This window comes from Streptomyces sp. NPDC005808 (assembly GCF_042871385.1).
GTDB lineage: Bacteria > Actinomycetota > Actinomycetes > Streptomycetales > Streptomycetaceae > Streptomyces.
Genome location: NZ_JBIAIK010000001.1, coordinates 715,265 through 733,706 on the forward strand (window position 1 = coordinate 715,265; position 18,442 = coordinate 733,706).

Here is an 18,442-nt window from a genome sequence, read left to right on the forward strand (position 1 = left end):
TACTTAACTGGCTCAGCCGAGACCGTTCTTGATGGCGGTCACGAGCTCACCGTTCGCGGTGTCACCGCTGAACTCCCAGAAGAACGCGCCACCCAGGCCCTGGGAGTTGGCCCAGGCCATCTTCGTACCGATGGTGGCCGGGGTGTCGTAGCTCCACCAGTTGTTGCCGCAGAACGCGTACGCCGTGCCCGCGATGGTGCCCGTCGCCGGGCAGGACGTCTTGAGGACCTTGTAGTCCTCGATGCCCGCCTCGTACGTGCCCGGTGCCGCGCCGGTCGCCGTGCCACCCGGGGTGGCCTGGGTGACTCCCGTCCAGCCGCGGCCGTAGAAGCCGATGCCGAGCAGCAGCTTGTTGGAGGGCACGCCCTTCGACTTGAGCTTGGCTATCGCGTCGGCCGAGTTGAAGCCGGCCGCCGGGATGCCGGTGTACGAGGTCAGCGGGGAGTGCGGAGCCGTCGGACCCGTGGGGTTGAAGGCGCCGAAGTAGTCGTACGTCATCACGTTGTACCAGTTGAGGTACTGCGCGGCGCCGCCGTAGTCGGCCGCGTCGATCTTGCCGCCGGAGGAACCGTCGGCGGTGATGGCCGCGGTCACCAGGTAGTTGCTGCCGAACTCCGTGCGCAGCGCCGAGGTCAGCGTCTTGAAGGAGCTGAAGCCGGAGGTGTCGCAGGTCAGGCCGCAGGCGTTGGGGTACTCCCAGTCGATGTCGATGCCGTCGAAGACATCGGCCCAGCGCGGGTCCTCGACCAGGGCCTTGCAGGACTGGGCGAAGGCGGTGGGGTTGGCCGCGGCCTGGGCGAAGCCGCCCGAGTAGGTCCAGCCGCCGAACGACCAGAGCACCTTGATGTTCGGGTACTTGGCCTTCAGCTGGCGCAGCTGGTTGAAGTTGCCGCGCAGCGTCTGGTCCCAGGTGTCGGCCACGCCGCTGACGGAGTCGGCGGCGGTGAACGCCTTGTCGGTGGCGGCGTAGGAGTCGCTCATCACGCACTGCCCGTTCGTGACGTTCCCGAACGAGTAGTTGATGTGTGTGATCTTCGAGGCCGAGCCGGAGGTGTCCAGGTTCTTGACCTGGTAGTTGCGGCCGTAGACGCCCCACTCGGTGAAGTAGCCGAGGTTGACCTTGCCGCCGGCCGGCGGGGTCGTGGTGCCGCCGGTGGTGGTCACGGAGACCGCGCCGCTCGCCGGACCGGTCTGGTCGGCGGTGTCGCGGGCCTTGACCGTGTACGAGTAGCTGGTGCCGGCGGTCAGGCCGGTGCTCGCGTACGAGGTGCCCGTCACCGTCGCGACCGTGGCGCCGTCGCGCAGGACGTCGTAGTTCTTGATGCCCTTGTCGTCGGTGGCCGCGGACCAGGACAGGTTCACCGAGGTGTTGGTGATGGCGGACGAGGTCGGGGTGCCGGGCGCGGAGGGCAGCGCGTCGCCGGGGACCGGGGGCGGCGTGGTGCCGCCGTCACAGGAGCCGCCGTTGACGAGGCAGTTGGAGGGGGCGCCGGTGCCGGCTCCGTTGAAACCGAAGGAGACGGAGGCGCCGGCCGCGAGGGTGCCGTTGTAGGACTTGTTCTTCGCGGTCCAGTGCGTGCCCGAGGACGTGACGTCCGCTTCCCAGGCCGAGGTCACGGACGTACCGGCGGGGAAGTCCCACTGGACCGTCCACGAACTGATGCTCGTGGTCCCGGTGTTCTTGACGGTCCACTTGCCTTCGAAGCCGGTGCCCCAGTCCTGGGTCTTGGCGTACGTGGCGGTGGCGCTGGTGGCTGCCTGGGCGGGGCTCGCGAGGCCGACCATGGCGGCGAACGGCAGCAGCAGGGTGGTGAGCCCTGCCACTGCTCTCTGTCTGGCTCGGTGTCTGAAGCGCATCCGCGGTCCTCCGGGGGATTTTGATGAGGTGCGCTGGACAATAGAAAGGTCTGGACCATAGGTCAATAGGTCCAGACCACTGAAGCGGATGCGCATGGTTACTTGTTACACGCCCAACTCCTGAGCCAGCACCGCCGCTTGGACCCGGCTGCGCAGCTGCAGCTTAGCCAGGAGGCGGCTGACGTGCGTCTTGACGGTCGCCTCCGCCATGTTGAGCCGGGTGGCGATCTCCGCGTTGGACATCCCCTCGCCGAGACAGGAGAGCACCTCGCGTTCCCGCCGGGTGAGGGCTTCGAGGACCGCAGCGTCGGGCCCCGGGCGCCGTACGGGCTTCGCGGCGAACTCGGCGATCAGCCGGCGGGTGACCGTGGGGGAGATGAGCCCCTCGCCCCGCGCGACCGTGCGGACGGCTTCGAGGAGGGCGCGCGCCTCGGTGTTCTTGAGCAGGAACCCGCAGGCGCCCGCGCGCAGCGCCCCGAAGACGTACTCGTCGAGGTCGAAGGTGGTGAGGACGAGCACGTCGGCGAGCTGCTCCTCGACGACCTGGCGGGTGGCCGAGACGCCGTCGAGCCGGGGCATCTGGACGTCCATCAGGACCAGGTCGGGCCGGAGTCGACGGGCGAGCGCGACCGCCTGCTCGCCGTCCGCGGCCTCGCCGACCACCTCGATGTCGGGCGCGCTGCGCAGGATGAGGACGAGTCCGGCCCGTACGGCAGCCTGGTCCTCGGCGACGAGCACGCGGATCATTCGCTTCCTCCATCGGTTCCCAGAGTTCTGTGGGTGAGCGGCAGGGTGGCGCGCACGGTCCAGACCTTGACCGGGCCCCTGCCCTCGGGACCGGCCTCGAACGTGCCGTCCAGCAGGGCGGCCCGCTCCTCCATGCCGATCAGACCGGCCCCCGAGCCGGGCGCGCGCGGCCCGTCCCGGTCACCGTACGGGCTGGTCACCCGCACGCAGAGGGAGCCGTCGAGCTGGGCCACGGTGACGGTGACGCGGCCGGGGGAGGCGTGCTTGAGGGCGTTGGTCAGGGACTCCTGGACGATCCGATAGGCGGCGAGTTCGACCGGGGCGGGGAGCCTGGCGTCGTGGGTGGCGTCGAGGGTGACGTCGAGCCCGTTGGTGCGGGCGCCCTTCGTCAGCGCTTCGAGGCCGTCCAGGGTGGGAGCGGCGGCGGGCTCCAGGTCGCCGCTGTCGTCGCGCAGGATCCCGATCAGCCGGCGCATCTCGGCGAGGCCCTCGACGCTGTTCTCGCGGATCACGGCGAGGGCGTCCTTCGAGGTCTTCGGGTCGTCGAGGGAGAGCGCGGCTGTGGAGTGGATGGCGATCGCGGAGAGGTGGTTGGCGACCATGTCGTGCAACTCCCGTGCCATCCGGGCACGTTCGGCCGTGACCGCCTGGGCGCGGTCGATCTCGGCGAGCAGGGCGGTCTGTTCGGCGCGCAGGCGCTCCGCGACGGCGGTGTCACGGTGGTTGCGGACGATCCAGCCGGTGGCGGCCGGGGTGAAGGTCACCAGCCCGGTGAACACCCCGATCAGCAGGGCTTCCGGCTTCCGCCAGGCCGCGACGGGTCCCACGGTGAGAACCACCGTGACCATGCCGGTGATCCAGGGCAGGCGCCGCGCCATGCCGAGCGAGCCGTACAACACCGCCGCGTACATCAGGTCCGTGAACATCACCAGGGTGGCCAGGCTGCCACGGGTCACCAGATCGGCGGCGATGGCGAGGGTGCCGATGATCAGGGCGGTGCGCGGGCGGCTCCGGCGCAGCAGCTCACAGCCGGCCGTGACGACGAGCGGAACGAGGACCGCCCACGTCCGGTCGACGAGGATGATCGGGTCGTCCCGCGTGCGGCTGTAGAGACCTACGCCCCAGAGGAAAAGTCCGCCGAGCAGGCCCCCGGCGGCGATGCGGAGGTCGTCGCGGTGCGGGCGGGGGAGTGTCACGGCCATGGCTCCATCCAACACGGGCCGTGGCCCCGTGGCCTGATCCTGCGGGACGGTCCGCGGCTACATCGAAGGATGCAGTGCGACTTCGTCACCGCCGACACTGTTTACACGAGAGGCGGTACACGACGATCCGTACCCGCCTGCGCGTCGGCACGTACCGGATCGCCTACACCATCGACGACGGAAACCTGATCGTCCTCGCCGTCGAGGTCGGGCACCGCAGGGACATCTACCGGCGGCTCTGACGGCCGACCGCGCCGAGCGCTACGTCAGCGCTCCCCGCCCGGGACCCAGAGCACGTCCCCGACGTCCTTGTTCGCCGTCCGGGCAAGGATGAAGAGCAGGTCCGACAGCCGGTTGAGGTAGGTCGCGGTGAGCGGGTTCATACTGCCGTCCTTTCCTTTGGCCCCGTGGACCTCGAGCGCCGCCCAGGTCGACCGCTCGGCCCGTCGTACGACCGTGCACGCCTGGTGCAGCAGAGCCGCGCCTGGCGTGCCGCCGGGCAGGATGAAGGAGCGGAGCTTCTCCAGCTCCTCGTTGAAGCGGTCGCAGTCCGCCTCCAGCTTGTCGATGTAGAACTGCTCGACCCGCAGCGGCGGGAACTCGGGCTTCTCGACCACGGGCGTCGCCAGATCCGCGCCCACGTCGAACAGGTCGTTCTGCACGCGGACGAGAACCGCGACGACCTCCTCGTCGAGCCCGCCGAGCGCGATCGCCGTCCCGACCGCCGCGTTCGCCTCGTTGACGTCCGCGTACGCCGAGATCCGCAGGTCGGTCTTGGCGACCCGGCTCATGTCGCCGAGGGCGGTGGTGCCCTGGTCGCCGGTCCTGGTGTAGATGCGCGTCAGATTGACCATGGGACCAGCGTAGTTACCCCCCGGCGTTCCGCAGCACACGTGTGTTCCGCACGAGTGCGACAGAGGAGCCGGAAGGTGCTCAACTATGCGCCGCGGGACGCTGGGTGAGCCATCCGGTGTGATGTCCGTCTGTTGAGACGTGACGCGCATTACTAAGCGGTCACACGGGCCCTCACGAGCGCTAGGGTCCGCCGGAGAGGCAACTTGAACAGGGTGTTAAGGGGAGTCGGAGTGGCACGGAAGCTGGCCGTCATCGGAGCCGGACTCATGGGGGCCGGTATCGCCCAGGTCTCCGCGCAGGCGGGCTGGGACGTCGTCCTGCGCGATGTCACCGACGAGGCGCTGAAGCGTGGCATCGACGGCATCAGGACCTCGTACGACAAGTTCGTGAGCAAGGGCAAGCTGGAAGGCGCGGACGCGGACGCCGCGCTGGCCCGCATCACGGCCACCACCGACCTGGACGCCGCCGCCGACGCCGACATCGTCGTCGAGGCGGTCTTCGAGAAGCTGGAGGTCAAGCACGAGATCTTCCGGACGCTCGACAGGATCGTCCGCGACAGCGCCGTGCTCGCCTCCAACACCTCCGCGATCCCCATCACGAAGATCGCGGCGGCGACCGAGAACCCGGAGCGGGTCGTCGGCGTGCACTTCTTCTCGCCGGTGCCGATGATGCAGCTCGTCGAGCTGGTCCGCGGCTACAAGACGAGTGACGAAACCCTCGCCACCGCGCGGGAGTTCGCCGAGTCCGTCGGCAAGACCTGCATCGTCGTCAACCGTGACGTGGCCGGCTTCGTGACGACCCGTCTCATCTCGGCCCTCGTCGTCGAGGCGACGAAGCTGTACGAGTCGGGCGTGGCCAGCGCCGAGGACATCGACCTCGCCTGCCGGCTGGGCTTCGGCCACGCCATGGGACCCCTGGCCACCGCCGACCTCACGGGCGTCGACATCCTGCTGCACGCCACCGGCAACATCTACACCGAGACCCAGGACGAGAAGTTCGCGCCGCCCGAGCTGATGCGCCGGATGGTTGACGCCGGTGACATCGGGCGCAAGAGCGGGCAGGGCTTCTACAAGCACTGAAGATCAAGTACCACCCGTCGTCAGCCGGCACCGAAACCGCACGCGCCTCTGGGGTGTCACCCCTTGAGGTGAATTCGGTATCGGTTCGCTTACAAGCAGCAACCACACTGCCCTTCGGGCAGTCAGACGGGGCACAGACAGACGCGGAGTACGAGAAGCACTCTCGGGGAGCGCATATGTACATCAGGGGCGACCACGCCGAGCTGGTCGTCGGGGGCCGCCTCGACGTACGCAGCGCGGCGGACGCCCGCACGGTCCTGCACTCGGCCGTCGACGACGGAGCCGGCGACCTGGTGCTCGACCTGTCCGAGCTGGACTCCTGGGACGCCACCGGACTCGGTGTCATCATGGGGGCCCACCGACGCGCCGGGCGGTGCGGCCGACGGCTCGTACTGCGCGACGTACCACCGCAGATGCAGCGCCTCCTGGTGGCCACAAGGCTGCACCGGATCCTGGCGATCGAGGGCGGCATCGGCGTGGAGTCACTGCCCCGGGTATGAGCACGGGAGCCGTGCGTACGGCTCACGCGCACAATCCTCACGAAGCTGTGACGTCTCGGACGGCGCGGTACCCCGGCCGTTCGTAGATACTGTGCGAAGGTTTAGGGTTCGCCTGCCTGCTGACTGAAACCCTGGAGCGGGCACCGGACCAGAAGCGACAGCGCAGTGTGCACCAAGGCCGGGAGGGGCTCGGCACACGACGCTTTTGGGGGGCTTGGAACATGGACCCGAACAACCGCGGACCCGAAGAGTACGGCCATGACGACGACGGCCAGGCGCCTCGCTCGCGCCCGGCGCGCGAACCGCTCACGACCGACTTCGGGCAGCACACACCCGCGCTCGCCCGCACGGTTCAGCTCGTCTCGGGCGACTTCCTGCTCACGGTCAACCCCGTTGACGGCAGCGAGATAGAAGCCTGCCCGCCGGGAGAGCGGCCACCGCGGCCGGTGAAGTACAGCGCGACGGCCCGCGCCGAACTGAGCCGCGCGACCCAGCCGCCGATCCCGCCGGGCCCCGCCCAGCCCCGCCTGCCGCTCCTGGAGCGCCAGGACGAGCGCGAGCGGCTCGTACGCCTCCTCGCGCGCGGGCGCTCGGTGCGGCTCACCGGAGCTCCGGGCTCGGGCCGCACCAGCCTGCTCGACGCCGTCGCCGACGACTGCGCGGACCTCGCACCGGACGGTGTCGTACGCCTCTCCGGGTACCGGCGTACGGCGAGCGATCTGCTCCACGACCTCTTCTGCGCCGTCTACGAAGCACCCCTTTACCTGCCGGAACGGGACGAACTGCTCCGGCTCGTCAACGAGATCGGCGCGGTCGTCGTCCTCGACGACGTGGAGTTCGGCGGCGCCGCGCTCGACGAGCTGCTGGACGCCACCCCCGAGTGCGCCTTCGTGATCGCCGCGACGCCCGACGTGCCCGCGCCGACCGCCGACTCCCTCGTGGAAGAGGTGTCCCTCGGCGGCCTCGACCGCAGTGGCGGCCTCGAACTCCTGGAGCGGGCCGTCGGACGCGTGCTGACCGAGGAGGAGTCGAACTGGGCGGGCGACCTCTGGTTCGAGTCCGAAGGACTGCCGCTGCGCTTCGTGCAGGCAGGGGCGCTGCTGCGGCAGCGTGACCAGCTGAGCGCCAGTGCGGGCGCTGTCGACGAGTTCGGCGTCTTCCAGGACGTGCCGGTCGACGCCCCCTTCGACGCGGCCGACGACAACCAGGTACCGCTTCCCTCGCTCGCCGAGGGTGCCGCCCCGGCCTCGCTGCTCGCGTCCCGGCTCAGCGAGTCGGCACGCGCCACACTGCGGTTCGCGATCGCGCTGGGCGGCGAGGTGCCGCACCAGGCGCATCTGCCCGCGCTCGTGGGAGACACCCACGCGGATGCCGCGCTCGCCGAACTGGCGGGCTGCGCGCTGGTCTCCCCGGTCGGCTCCCGCTACCGGCTCGCGGCCGGTGTGCAGGCCCAGCTGGAGGCCGCCGGATACGCGGACCGCGCCGAGGAGCAGGCGCTCGCGGCGGCCCGGCACTACACCTGGTGGGCCGGGCACCCCTCGGTGACCCCGGAACGGGTCTGCGCCGAGGCCGACGCCCTGCTCGCCGCGCTCACCTTCTTGGTCCCGCTCACCACGCCCCCGCTGGACGAGCAGGACGAGAGCACCGCCGTGCAGCTGGCCCGTACGGCCGCGCCCGCGTTCGCCGGCGGCCTGCACTGGAGCGCCTGGGAGCGCGCGCTGCGCTCCGGCGCCGAGGCCTCCCGACTCTCCGGCGAGGTGCCGGAACAGGCCTACTTCCACCATGAGTTGGGCATCCTCGCGCTCTGCGGCGGCCAGTTGGACCGGGCCCGTGCTGAGCTGGAGGCCTCCATCGGACTGCGCGGCGCCCTCGCCGACAAGCGCGGCACGGTCGCGGGCCGCCGGGCCCTCGCGCTGGTCACCGACCGCTCTGGAGGCGTCCTGGCCCTCACAGGCGCGGCAGCCGGTGAGGAAGTCTCCGAGTCGCGGTACGAGGAGTCGGCGTCGCCTCCGGGCGGCGTACCGGCCGCCTTCCTCGCCGCACAGTCCGGCGAGCCCTCGACGTTGGTCACCCACCGCTCCGGGCCGGGCCCCGACCACAAGCGCGCCGGCATCGCCAGCCGGCTGGTGAGCGGCACCCGGCGCAACCTGGTGGCCGCGGGCGCGGGCGCGCTCCTCGTCGCCGTCCTCGGCACCGTGGTGACGCTGGGCGCGACCTCCGACGGCAACACCGGAGCCCCGGCCGAGGAGGTCGGCGTCAACCCGTCGGCCAGTCAGGGCGCCGACGACGACAGCCTGGGCGCGGACAAGGCGAAGAAGGACGACAACGACTCCGGCACGGGATCCGTGAGCACGCCGACGGATCCGGGTCCCGACGGAACGTACGGGACTTCGGACGATCCGACGCCGCCGGAGACGGGGCAGCCTTCGGCCAACCCGACCGGCACGCAGGGCACCAGTCGCCCGTCGGCTTCGCCGTCCAAGTCGCCCACGAAGTCGCCTACGGCCAAGCCGCCGACCAGTGAGCCGCCGACGAGCGAGCCGCCGACCAGTGAGCCGCCGACGACCGAGCCGCCGACCTCGGTCACGCCGTCGCCAACCCCCCCGACGGAGCCCCCCACTTCGAGCTCGGCCAGTGGCGCCACCTCCAGCGCCCCGGAGACCGTCATCAGCAGCGCTCCCGCGAGCAGCAGTGAAGCCGGGTCGCCCAGTGGCCCGGTGATGTGAGGCACGGAGCACGCGAGAGGGCCGGGTCCGTCTTCGGACCCGGCCCTCTTTGCCTGCCGTCGTGCGATCAGAACAGGCGCAGTTTGTCGTCCTCGATGCCGCGCAGCGCGTTGTAGTCCAGGACCGTGCAGCCGATGCCGCGGTCGGTGGCGAGGACACGGGCCTGCGGCTTGATCTCCTGGGCGGCGAAGATGCCGCGGACCGGCGCGAGGTGCGGGTCGCGGTTCAACAGCTCCAGATAGCGCGTCAGTTGCTCCACACCGTCGATCTCGCCGCGCCGCTTGATCTCGATGGCGACGGTCCCGCCCTCGGCGTCCCGGCAGAGGATGTCGACGGGGCCGATGGCCGTCATGTACTCACGGCGGATGAGCGAGTAGCCCTCGCCGAGGGTCTCGATGCGGTCCGCGAGGAGCTCTTGAAGGTGCGCTTCCACGCCGTCCTTGATCAGACCGGGGTCTACACCGAGTTCGTGCGAGGAATCGTGGAGGATCTCCTCCATCGTGATGATGAGCTTCTCGCCCGCCTTGTTGATGACGGTCCAGACGCCCTCCTCGTCCCCGGAGCCCTCCTTCAGAGTGCAGGGCGGCGACATCCAGTTGAGGGGCTTGTAGGCCCGGTCGTCCGCGTGGATCGAGACGCTCCCGTCCGCCTTCACGAGGATGAGGCGAGGGGCTGACGGGAGATGGGCGGTGAGCCGGCCCGCGTAGTCGACGGAGCAGCGGGCAATGACGAGACGCATGGTCGGCAACGCTACTCGACGGGCAGTGGTCCACGCGATTCGCCCTGGAAGACGCCTGTTCGGTCGTGGCTGATTGTGTGCCTAGTGAGAGTTCGCTATGTGCCCATTCTCCTGGTGCCGTCACCGTACGTTGCTTACCGTATGAACAGGAGGTCGCGGTGCGTGTACTCAGCGTGTTCGATATCGCGAACTCCCCTTCCCTGTCCGGCAACCCCCGAGATCTGGGGGTGCGAGAGGAGAACTCATGTCGCTCGACGTCTCACCGGCCCTACTCGAACAGGCCGAGCGAGGCGAGGTCGACGAAGCGGAATTCGTCGACTGCGTCCGGACCTCCCTGCCCTACGCATGGGAGATGATCAGCTCCCTGGTGGCCCAGCTGAAGGTGGACGGCGGAAACTTCGCCGACAACCAGACGCCCCCGCCGGACGAGCAGGCGCGTGGCCAGCTGCTGCGTGCGCTTGCGAGTGACGCGATACGCGGCGCGCTGCAGAGGCACTTCGGAGTGCGGCTTGCCTTCCAGAACTGCCACCGGGTGGCGGTGTTCCCACTGGACAACTCAGTGGACGACACGCTGGCACGTTTCACCTCGGTGCGCAGCCAACTGCTGAACCAGTCCCCGGAGTTCCGGGACTGCTGACGCGGTAGCCGCATTGCTTGCCGCTCCGTACGCGGGAGGTGTTTCTGTACGGGGCGGCAAGCTCCCGCGAGTCCGGCTCGTCGACCGGCCCGTACCGGGCCTGTTGGCACCCGGCCGCGGGCCTCCGGGGGTCACCGGAGCTGGGGGAGCACCTCGGTACCCAGCCGGCGTACGTTCTCCTCGGTGGCCGCCAGATCCCCCGACCCCTCCACGAGCAGGGCGAAGCGTGAGATGCCGGTGCGTTCCGAGGTCGCCGCGAGCCGGTCGGCGCACAGCCTGGGAGTGCCCACCGGGTGCAGCCCACAGAGCAGTTCGGTGTACGCCAGGGGGTCCCGCATCGAGCGGGCTCGGCCGTCGACCGTCACATGGGCGTCAAGCCCCTGCTTCAGCCAGCCCGGCATCGACTTGAGGAGCGTCTCGACGGCGTCGGTGCGGCGGTCCGCGATCTGGCAGATCCCGGCCGACACATGCGCCGCCGCGGAGATCTCGTCGGCGGGCCGTCCGGCCACGCGGGCGTACTGCCGCCACAGGGCCACCATTTCGGCCTTCTCCTCGTCCCCGACATGCATCCCGAGGAGCATCGGCAGCCCCCGCTCCGCCGCGAGCCGCACGCTCGCCGGTGAGGTGCACGCGAGCACCACCTCGGGGCCGGGAGCGCAACCCAGCGCCTCCGACGGCCTGGGTACGACGGCGACTTCGCGGAAGCCGAACCGCTCCCCGGTGCCCGCCACGGACGGCTCGCGCAGCCAGCGCAACAGCAGTTCCAGCGATTCCGGGAACCCCTCCTCGTACGCCGCCAGTCCCGCGCCGAAGACCTCCAGGTCGACCCAGGGGCCGCCGCGCCCCACGCCGAGCGAGAACCGTCCGCCGGACGCCACATGCAGCAGCGCCGCCTGCTCACCGAGGGCCACGGGGTGCGCGGTGGGCAGCACGCTCACCGCGGTGCCGACGCGGATCCGCTGCGTACGGCCGAGCAGCAGGGCCGCCAGGGTGATCGCCGACGGGCAGGTGCCGTAGGGCACGAAGTGGTGCTCGGCCAGCCAGACCGAGTCGAGTCCGGCCTCCTCGGCGACCTCGGCCGACCGCACCGCGCGGTGCAGGGCCTCCCCCTGGCCCTGCCCCGGGAACTGGGCGGCCAGTACAAAACTTCCAACACGCATCGCACTTTCCTGCTTCCTTGGCTCCGACGCGGAGCTCCCCCACCGGCATAACCGCCCGACACGTGCCCAAGACACGGCCTCTCGGAGAGATTTGCGGATTGTCTTCAAAATCGACCGAAGGGAGGGCGATCTGTGGGGGTTGGTGGAGTACGTGTACCCCTGTGTACGCCGCGTAGGCTGGACTTGGCCCCTGCTCCCTGTATAGCTCCGTGAGGTGTCCTGTGTCCCCGCGTCGCAACCGTCCGAAGGACGCCGGCTCGTCCGGCCCGAGCCCGTCCTCGGACGACGGAGGCCGCTACGGCGGCTTCCAGTCCAGGGAGAGCTGGCAGGGCGAGGAATGGAGCGTGCGCCATGTCGCGGGCGCGAGTGCCGAGGGCAAGACCTACCGTTGCCCGGGCTGTGACCAGATGATCCCCTCCGGCATCCCGCACGTGGTGGCCTGGCCGGAGCACTCCGGCGTCGATGACCGCCGTCACTGGCACAAGTCCTGCTGGAACGCGAAGGACCGCCGTACCTCGCGGGTGCAGCGGTCCCGTAACGCGCCCAGGTTCTAGGCGACTTCACTTCCCCCCGGTCACCCCCCCCCGGGTCACACCTCCCGGTCAGACGTCCCGGCGCTCGAGGAGCACGAACGCGCCGGCGATCGACGCCGCTGTCACCACGGCGAGCAGGCCGAGCTGCGGGCCGCCCGTGCCGTTCTCGTCGTCCAGGTGGAAGATCTTGGCGAGGGCGTTGGGAGCGTTGTACTCCAGCATCTTTTCGCCGATCGTCCGCAGGCTCTCGGACATCAGCAGGAACGCGGGCATGATCGCGGGCACCAGTACGAGGCCGAGCATCGCGGTGATCGCGCCGGCCGAGTGACGGAGCATCGAGCCGACCGCGAGGGCCAGGGTGCCGAGCAGCGAGACGTACAGCGCTCCCATCACCACCGTGCCGCCCCAGGAGACCTCCGACGAGCCGCCGTGCACTCCCGAGGTGAACAGGCCGACGATGCCGATCGCGAAGGCCGACACGGCGAACGCCACGACGAAGAAGATCATCAGCTTCGCGGTGAGCACCCGGTGGCGCTGCGGCGAGGCCGTGAACGTCGTACGGATCATGCCCGTGCCGTACTCGGACGAGACCACCAGGACGCCCAGGGTGATCAGGCAGATCTGCCCGAGGATGAGCCCGAAGAAGGCCGGGATCGTGTACGGGACGTCGCCGAAGTCCTCGTCGGTGGTCTGGATGGCGACCAGGAAGCCGATGCCGACGACCAGGAGCAGGAAGACACCGAGCGTCCACATCGTGGAGCGCACCGACCTGATCTTCGTCCACTCGGAGGCGAGCGCGTGCCCCAGGTGAGTCGGCGTGACCGGGATCGGCGAGGTGTACGAACTGCCTTGCGCCGCCTGCCAGTCGGGTGCGGCCTGCTGCGGCATCGGGGGCTGGGGCGTGCTCATCGGGCGTCCTCGGGCTTTGTCAGGTCGGGGGCGGCGGGTGCGGGCTGGGGAGCGGGGGCCTGGGGCGCGGCCTGGGCGTACGGGTTGGCGGGCGCGGCGCCGGGAGCTGCCGGAGCGACCGGAGCGCCGTACGGCCCCGGCTGAGCCGCGCCGGGAGCACCAGGCGCGACCGGGGCACCGTAGGGTCCCGCGTGCGGCCGGCCCTGCGGCATCGCGAACGGCTGCCCGCCCTGCTGGGGCGGCGGCGGTGCGTACCAGCCCGGCTGGCCCTGGCCCGGCACCGGCATCTGCGGTGGCGGCATCGCGCCCGGCGGCAGCTGCTGTTGGAGCCCGGCCTTCTGGTCGATGGTCGAGCGGTAGTCGACGGCCCCCTGTGTCATCCGCATGTACGCCTCCTCCAGCGAGGCCTGGTGCGGCGACAGCTCCCACAGGCGTACGTCGGCGGAGTGCGCGAGGTCGCTGATCTGCGGCAGCCGCAGGCCCATCACGCGCAGCGCGCCGTCCTGCTCGGGCAGCACCTGGCCGCCCGCCTCGGTCAGCGCGGCGGTCAGCTTCTCGCGCTGCTGCGGCTCGGTGTCCGGAGTGCGGACCCGGGCGAAGTCGGCCGAGTTGTGCGAGATGAAGTCCTTGATGTTGCTGTCCGCGAGCAGCTGCCCGCGTCCGATCACGATCAGGTGGTCGGCGGTCAGTGCCATCTCGCTCATCAGGTGCGAGGAGACGAAGACCGTACGGCCCTCCGCCGCGAGGGCCTTCATCAGGTTGCGGACCCAGAGGATGCCCTCGGGGTCGAGGCCGTTGACCGGTTCGTCGAAGAGCAGCACCTGCGGGTCGCCGAGCAGCGCGGCCGCGATACCGAGCCGCTGGCCCATGCCGAGCGAGAAGCCCTTGGAGCGTTTTTTGGCCACTTCCTGGAGGCCCACCACGCCCAGTACCTCGTCGACGCGGCGGGCCGGGATGCCGGACAGCTGGGCGAGGCAGAGAAGGTGGTTGCGGGCGTGCCGGCCGCCGTGCACGGCCTTGGCGTCGAGCAGCGCGCCGACCTGGCGGGGCGCGTTCGGCAGTTTCCGGTAGGGGAAGCCGCCGATCGTCACCTGCCCGGAGCTGGGGTTGTCGAGGCCGAGGATCATCCGCATCGTCGTCGACTTGCCCGAGCCGTTGGGCCCGAGGAAGCCGGTGACGGCACCCGGCCTCACCTGGAAGGAAAGGTTGTACACGGCTGTCTTGGCGCCATAGCGCTTCGTCAGGCCGACTGCCTCGATCATGCTCCGCACCCATCGAAAGGTTCTGGACGTCTCGGACGTCGGGGCGCACGCCCCCGTAAGGGTTAGGAGGATATCGGTGCGCTGACGGTTCCCATCAAGGGAAAGTAAAACACTGCAGGTCAAGGGGATGCTTTGGCAGGTACGTGTCGTGGCTGGTCAGGCGCCCGCCCGGTCCTCAGAGCCCGTTTTCCGGAAGCGGGGCGTCCACTCGGCCGACGTAGGGGGGGTGCCGGGGGAGGGCCCGTGCCGGAGGTTGGACCCGACGGACACCGGGAACAATTGCCCTCCGGGGTGGCAAAGGCGATGAACCTGGTTGCGGGGTAGGCGAGTTGAGCGGACCGGGGTGGTGGCGCCGGATGGTGCGGGGGCGGACACATCCCCGGTTTCGCACCTCGGTGCGCTGGTGGATCGCCGGGCGGACCGTCCACGCCCTGTTGCTGACGGCCCTGGGCGGACTGGCCGGGCTCGCCGTCGCCATCGCCACGATGTGGACCCTGACCGAGCGGTCGCCGAGGTCCGTCGGGGTGCGCTTCTCGGACCATGAGCAGCTCTTCGACCTCAGCCTCACCGCACTGCGTGCCTGCGTCGGTACGGACAACCTCCAGCCGGAGCCGGACAGCACCCCGCACCAACTGCTGGCCACGCTCGCCTCGGTCACCGGATCACTGGTGCCCGCGGTGCTGCTGGGCATCGTACTGATCAAGATGTTCACGGTCCGGCCGCTGGTGTGGCGCGACAAGGCGAGTGTCTCGCTCGCCACGATGTCGCACTCGCCGGTCTTCGCGGACGCCAACCGGGGCGGCCGGCGGGCGGTGATCGCGGTGCGCTTCTACCAGCACATCCTCAACGTGGACATCATGGACGCGCGCGCAGAGGCCCATCTGCGCTTCCTGGAGGAGTCGCCGCGCCGTGACGGTCTCCTGGCGCTGTACAAGCAGCGGCTCAAGGTGGTCGGGGAGGACGGTGTGCTGTGCGACGAGCGGGTGTGGCGCGTGGTGGAGCAGACGGCCCCCTTTACGCTCTGGATACCGGTCGGCTCCCCCGTGGACACGCTCCCTCTCACGTCGCTCCAGGGGAAGGATCTGCGCGGCCTGCTGGGCGTGCGCATCCTGGTGCGATTCAGCGCGCGGGCAGTGGGCACGGGCACCGAGCTGAACGACGAACGCTGGTTCTCACTGGACGACGAGAGCCTGGAGCTTGGCCAGTTCGTCCCCGTGAAGCCCGATCTGGAACTCCCCGTGAACACCTGGGAGGGCTGGGGGGAGTTCGACGCCCTCCGGCCGGAGGACCCTACGCGTCCCGCTTCTTGAGCAGGACATAGCCCCCGATGACGGCCACCGCCACCCACGCCACCATGATCGCGAGTCCGCCCCAGGGGCCGTAGGGGGTGTCGTCGTCGATCGGGGTCACGACCTGCATGATCCTGCTGCCGGCCTGGTCGGGGAGGTACTGGCCGATCTTCTTGGTGGCGGAGACGTTGCCGAGGATGTTGGAGATCAGGAAGAAGAACGGCATCAGGATGCCGAGGGAGAGCATCGGGCTGCGCAGCATCGTCGCGACGCCCATCGAGAAGACGGCGATGAGCGTCATGTAGAGGCCCCCGCCGATGACCGCGCGCAGCACGCCGGGATCGCCGATCGACGCCTTGTGCGAGCCGAGCATCGCCTGGCCCAGGAAGAAGGCGACGAAGCTGGTGATGATGCCGACGACGAAGGCGAGGACCGTCGCCACCGCGATCTTGCCGAAGAGGAACGTGCCGCGCTGCGGGACGGCCGCGAGCGAGGTGCGGATCATGCCGGTGCTGTACTCGTTCGAGACGACGAGCACCCCGAACACGATCATCGCGAGCTGACCGAGACTCATACCCGCGAAACTGATGAACGTCGGGTCGAAGGACAGCTTGTCGTTCTCGCTCAGATTGTCGAAGTCGTTCTTCGACAGGAGCGAGATCAGAATGCCGAGGGCGACCGTGACGACCGCGGCGAGACCGAGCGTCCAGACGGTGGACGCGACAGAGCGGATTTTCGTCCACTCGGACTGCAGGACCTGCGTCGCCGCCATGGTCAACCCCTCTTCCAGTCGCTGCCCCATTGCTGCTGAGGCGGTGGCGGCGGGGTCACCGGGTGCGCCGGGTCCAGTAGGCCGGCGTCCGGGCGCGGGGTGTCCGAGTGGGCGTGGTACTCCACCGACTCCGCGGTCAGCTGCATGAACGCTTCCTCCAGGGACGCCTGTTGCGGACTGAGTTCGTGCAGCACGAGCTGGTGCCGCGAGGCCAGCTCGCCGATGTGCTCCGGTTTGGAGCCGTCCACCTCCAGCGTGCCGTTGCCCGTCTCGACGACGGTGATCCCGGCGCCGTGCAGCACGTCGAGGAAGCGCTCGCGCTGGGGGGTGCGGATACGGACGTAGGACCGGGAGTTCTGCTGGATGAAGTCCGCCATGGAGGTGTCGGCGAGCAGCCGGCCCTGGCCGATGACCACGAGGTGGTCGGCGGTCAGCGCCATCTCGCTCATCAGGTGACTCGACACGAACACCGTGCGGCCCTGTGCCGCGAGGGACTTCATGAGGTTGCGGATCCAGTGGATGCCCTCGGGGTCGAGGCCGTTCACCGGCTCGTCGAACATCAGGATCCGCGGGTCGCCGAGCAGCGCGCCCGCGATACCGAGCCGCTGGCCCATGCCGAGTGAGAAGCCCTTGGCCTTCTTCTTCGCGACCGCGGTCAGCCCGACCGTGTCGAGGACCTCGTGGACCCGCGCCTTGGGGATGCCGTTGCTCTGCGCGAGGCAGAGAAGGTGGTTGAAGGCGCTGCGGCCGCCGTGCATGGCCTTGGCGTCGAGAAGGGCGCCGATGTACTTCAGCGGTTCCCTGAGACCGTCGTAGTGCTGACCGTCGATCCGCACGTCGCCGGCGGTGGGTCGGTCGAGCCCGAGCATCATCCGCATGGTCGTGGACTTGCCGGCGCCGTTGGGGCCGAGGAAGCCCGTCACGATGCCCGGTCTGACGGCGAAGGTGAGGTTGTTGACCGCCACCTTGTCGCCGTACCGCTTGGTCAGCCCCTCGAGCTCGATCATGCGGCCACGCTAAGACGGGGGTTGCCGCGGTGCCACTTGGGCGAGCGTGTTTTTGCCGCTTGTTCACCGATCCCCGGGCAGCACGTCGTCGCGGGTACGACGACGGCCCGAGCTCCCGAGAAGTCGCGGGTAGACGACGGCCCGCACTCCCGAGAAGGGGTGCGGGCCGTCGTCGATACGAGCAACTGCCGGGATGCCAGGAACTACCGGGACTGCTGAGCCGGTACCCCGCGCGAGATCGGCTCGTCCTCGGCCGGCGAGGTGGCGGCAGCCACCGCGGCGCCCGTGAGCGTCGCGAGCATCTCGCGGACGTTCGTGAGCTGGGCGTTGATCGAGTCGCGACGGTTCGTCAGAGCCGCCAGCTCGCGCTCGGATTCCGAGCGGATGCGGTCGGCCTTGGCGTTCGCGTCGGCCACGATGTCCTCGGCCTGGCGCTGAGCCGTCTCCACCGTCTGGCGGGCGCGGCGCTCGGCGTCCGTGCGCAGCTTCTCGGCCTCCAGGCGGAGCTGCTCCGCGCGGTGCTCGATCTCCGCGAGACGCTTCTCGGCCTTGGCCTGACGCGAGGCCAGGTCACGCTCGGACTGCTCGCGCCGCTTGGCGAGGTTCGTCTCGAAGTCGGCGGCGGCCTGCGCGGCCTTGGCGCGCGTCTCCTCGAAGAGGGCGTCCGCCTCCTCACGCTTGGACTGCGCGTCCTTCGTGGCCTCCTGGCGCAGCTGAGAAGCGTCGCCCTTGGCCTTCTCGAGGATCCGGACACCCTCGTCCTCCGCCTTGGCCTTGCGGTCCGCAGCGAACGATTCTGCGTCGTTGCGAACCTGCTGGGCCGCCGACTCGGCGAGCTCGCGGTGCTGCTCGGAAGCGCGCCGGGCCTCCTCTCGCAGGTCCTTCGCCTCCTCCTCGGCGAGGCGAAGGATCTTCTCGACGCGCGCGCCGAGACCGGCGTACGACGGCTCTGCGTCGCTGACCTGGGCCTGGGCGTTCTGCGTTTCGAGGTGGAGCTCCTCGATGCGCTTTTCAAGAGCAGTGATACGGGCCAGAGCGCTGTCACGGTCGGAGACGAGCTTCGAAATGCGTTCGTCCACCTGAGCGCGGTCGTACCCACGCCGCACAAGCTCGAAGCCGTAGGGGGAAGTGTCGCTCATGGGGTTCCTGTCGAATGAGACCGGTGAGG

Annotated in this window: 17 protein-coding genes and 1 pseudogene; 7 read left to right on the forward strand and 11 right to left on the reverse strand. The window is 69.8% G+C overall.

Annotated features, from left to right (window positions below; genetic code table 11):
* Positions 1–12: 12 nt before the first annotated feature.
* The 3 genes from ACFYPC_RS03200 to ACFYPC_RS03210 form a co-directional block, all read right to left on the reverse strand.
* Positions 13–1,857 carry a glycosyl hydrolase family 18 protein gene (locus tag ACFYPC_RS03200; RefSeq protein WP_388669773.1) on the reverse strand — a complete coding sequence of 615 codons (1,845 nt, stop codon included), beginning with the start codon at positions 1,855–1,857 and terminating at the stop codon, positions 13–15.
* A 105-nt stretch (positions 1,858–1,962) separates the two neighbouring features.
* Positions 1,963–2,604, reverse strand: a complete 642-nt coding sequence (locus ACFYPC_RS03205; protein WP_388669776.1) for a response regulator — start codon at positions 2,602–2,604, stop codon at positions 1,963–1,965.
* Complete coding sequence (locus ACFYPC_RS03210; RefSeq protein ID WP_388669779.1) at positions 2,601–3,806, reverse strand: sensor histidine kinase; 1,206 nt, start codon at positions 3,804–3,806, stop codon at positions 2,601–2,603. Before ACFYPC_RS03210 ends, ACFYPC_RS03205 begins: the two co-directional genes overlap by 4 nt.
* Before the next feature lie 134 nt (positions 3,807–3,940).
* On the opposite strand from ACFYPC_RS03210, the pseudogene ACFYPC_RS03215 reads away from it, so the two are divergent.
* Positions 3,941–4,048: pseudogene (locus ACFYPC_RS03215) on the forward strand (type II toxin-antitoxin system RelE/ParE family toxin); the annotation flags it as partial.
* 24 nt (positions 4,049–4,072) lie between these two features.
* On the opposite strand, the gene ACFYPC_RS03220 reads toward ACFYPC_RS03215, so the two are convergent.
* Positions 4,073–4,660 (reverse strand): cob(I)yrinic acid a,c-diamide adenosyltransferase, encoded by a 588-nt coding sequence (locus ACFYPC_RS03220; RefSeq protein ID WP_388669782.1) that lies wholly within the window; start codon positions 4,658–4,660, stop codon positions 4,073–4,075.
* Positions 4,661–4,891: 231 nt separating this feature from the next.
* On the opposite strand from ACFYPC_RS03220, the gene ACFYPC_RS03225 reads away from it, so the two are divergent.
* The 3 genes from ACFYPC_RS03225 to ACFYPC_RS03235 all read left to right on the forward strand — a co-directional run bounded on the left by ACFYPC_RS03225 (position 4,892) and on the right by ACFYPC_RS03235 (position 8,966).
* Entirely contained in the window at positions 4,892–5,740 is an 849-nt protein-coding gene (locus ACFYPC_RS03225) for a 3-hydroxyacyl-CoA dehydrogenase family protein (RefSeq protein ID WP_388669785.1), read from the forward strand.
* Positions 5,741–5,916: 176 nt separating this feature from the next.
* Positions 5,917–6,240: an STAS domain-containing protein gene (locus tag ACFYPC_RS03230; RefSeq protein WP_020136551.1), complete on the forward strand. Its 324-nt coding sequence runs from the start codon at positions 5,917–5,919 to the stop codon at positions 6,238–6,240.
* A gap of 221 nt (positions 6,241–6,461) precedes the next feature.
* A complete protein-coding gene (locus ACFYPC_RS03235) occupies positions 6,462–8,966 on the forward strand; it encodes an ATP-binding protein (protein WP_388669788.1) in 2,505 nt (834 codons plus the stop codon).
* Positions 8,967–9,033: 67 nt separating this feature from the next.
* On the opposite strand, the gene nucS is transcribed toward ACFYPC_RS03235, so the two are convergent.
* A complete protein-coding gene (gene nucS, locus ACFYPC_RS03240; RefSeq protein ID WP_388669791.1) occupies positions 9,034–9,705 on the reverse strand; it encodes an endonuclease NucS in 672 nt (223 codons plus the stop codon).
* 244 nt (positions 9,706–9,949) lie between these two features.
* On the opposite strand from nucS, the gene ACFYPC_RS03245 reads away from it, so the two are divergent.
* A complete protein-coding gene (locus tag ACFYPC_RS03245; protein WP_388669794.1) occupies positions 9,950–10,342 on the forward strand; it encodes an SCO5389 family protein in 393 nt (130 codons plus the stop codon).
* Positions 10,343–10,473: 131 nt separating this feature from the next.
* On the opposite strand, the gene ACFYPC_RS03250 is transcribed toward ACFYPC_RS03245, so the two are convergent.
* Positions 10,474–11,502 (reverse strand): LLM class flavin-dependent oxidoreductase, encoded by a 1,029-nt coding sequence (locus ACFYPC_RS03250; protein WP_388669797.1) that lies wholly within the window; start codon positions 11,500–11,502, stop codon positions 10,474–10,476.
* A 221-nt stretch (positions 11,503–11,723) separates the two neighbouring features.
* Here ACFYPC_RS03250 and ACFYPC_RS03255 point away from each other — a divergent pair, with 221 nt between their 5' ends.
* Positions 11,724–12,056: an ATP/GTP-binding protein gene (locus ACFYPC_RS03255; RefSeq protein WP_388669799.1), complete on the forward strand. Its 333-nt coding sequence runs from the start codon at positions 11,724–11,726 to the stop codon at positions 12,054–12,056.
* Between the two features lie 48 nt (positions 12,057–12,104).
* Here ACFYPC_RS03255 and ACFYPC_RS03260 read toward each other — a convergent pair whose 3' ends face one another.
* A complete protein-coding gene (locus ACFYPC_RS03260; protein ID WP_388669802.1) occupies positions 12,105–12,944 on the reverse strand; it encodes an ABC transporter permease in 840 nt (279 codons plus the stop codon).
* On the reverse strand, positions 12,941–14,206 hold the full coding sequence (locus ACFYPC_RS03265) for an ABC transporter ATP-binding protein (RefSeq protein WP_388669805.1): 1,266 nt from the start codon (positions 14,204–14,206) through the stop codon (positions 12,941–12,943). Before ACFYPC_RS03265 ends, ACFYPC_RS03260 begins: the two co-directional genes overlap by 4 nt.
* Before the next feature lie 395 nt (positions 14,207–14,601).
* Between ACFYPC_RS03265 and ACFYPC_RS03270 the strand changes: the two genes are divergently transcribed.
* On the forward strand, positions 14,602–15,516 hold the full coding sequence (locus ACFYPC_RS03270) for a hypothetical protein (protein WP_388669808.1): 915 nt from the start codon (positions 14,602–14,604) through the stop codon (positions 15,514–15,516).
* Here the strand turns inward: ACFYPC_RS03270 and ACFYPC_RS03275 are convergent.
* The 3 genes from ACFYPC_RS03275 to ACFYPC_RS03285 all read right to left on the reverse strand — a co-directional run bounded on the left by ACFYPC_RS03275 (position 15,497) and on the right by ACFYPC_RS03285 (position 18,413).
* Positions 15,497–16,267 (reverse strand): ABC transporter permease, encoded by a 771-nt coding sequence (locus ACFYPC_RS03275; RefSeq protein WP_388669811.1) that lies wholly within the window; start codon positions 16,265–16,267, stop codon positions 15,497–15,499. The two genes, ACFYPC_RS03270 and ACFYPC_RS03275, sit on opposite strands and share 20 nt — an antisense overlap.
* A 2-nt stretch (positions 16,268–16,269) precedes the next feature.
* A complete protein-coding gene (locus ACFYPC_RS03280) occupies positions 16,270–17,274 on the reverse strand; it encodes an ABC transporter ATP-binding protein (RefSeq protein WP_388669814.1) in 1,005 nt (334 codons plus the stop codon).
* 203 nt (positions 17,275–17,477) lie between these two features.
* Positions 17,478–18,413 carry a cellulose-binding protein gene (locus ACFYPC_RS03285; RefSeq protein ID WP_388669817.1) on the reverse strand — a complete coding sequence of 312 codons (936 nt, stop codon included), beginning with the start codon at positions 18,411–18,413 and terminating at the stop codon, positions 17,478–17,480.
* Positions 18,414–18,442 lie beyond the last annotated feature (29 nt).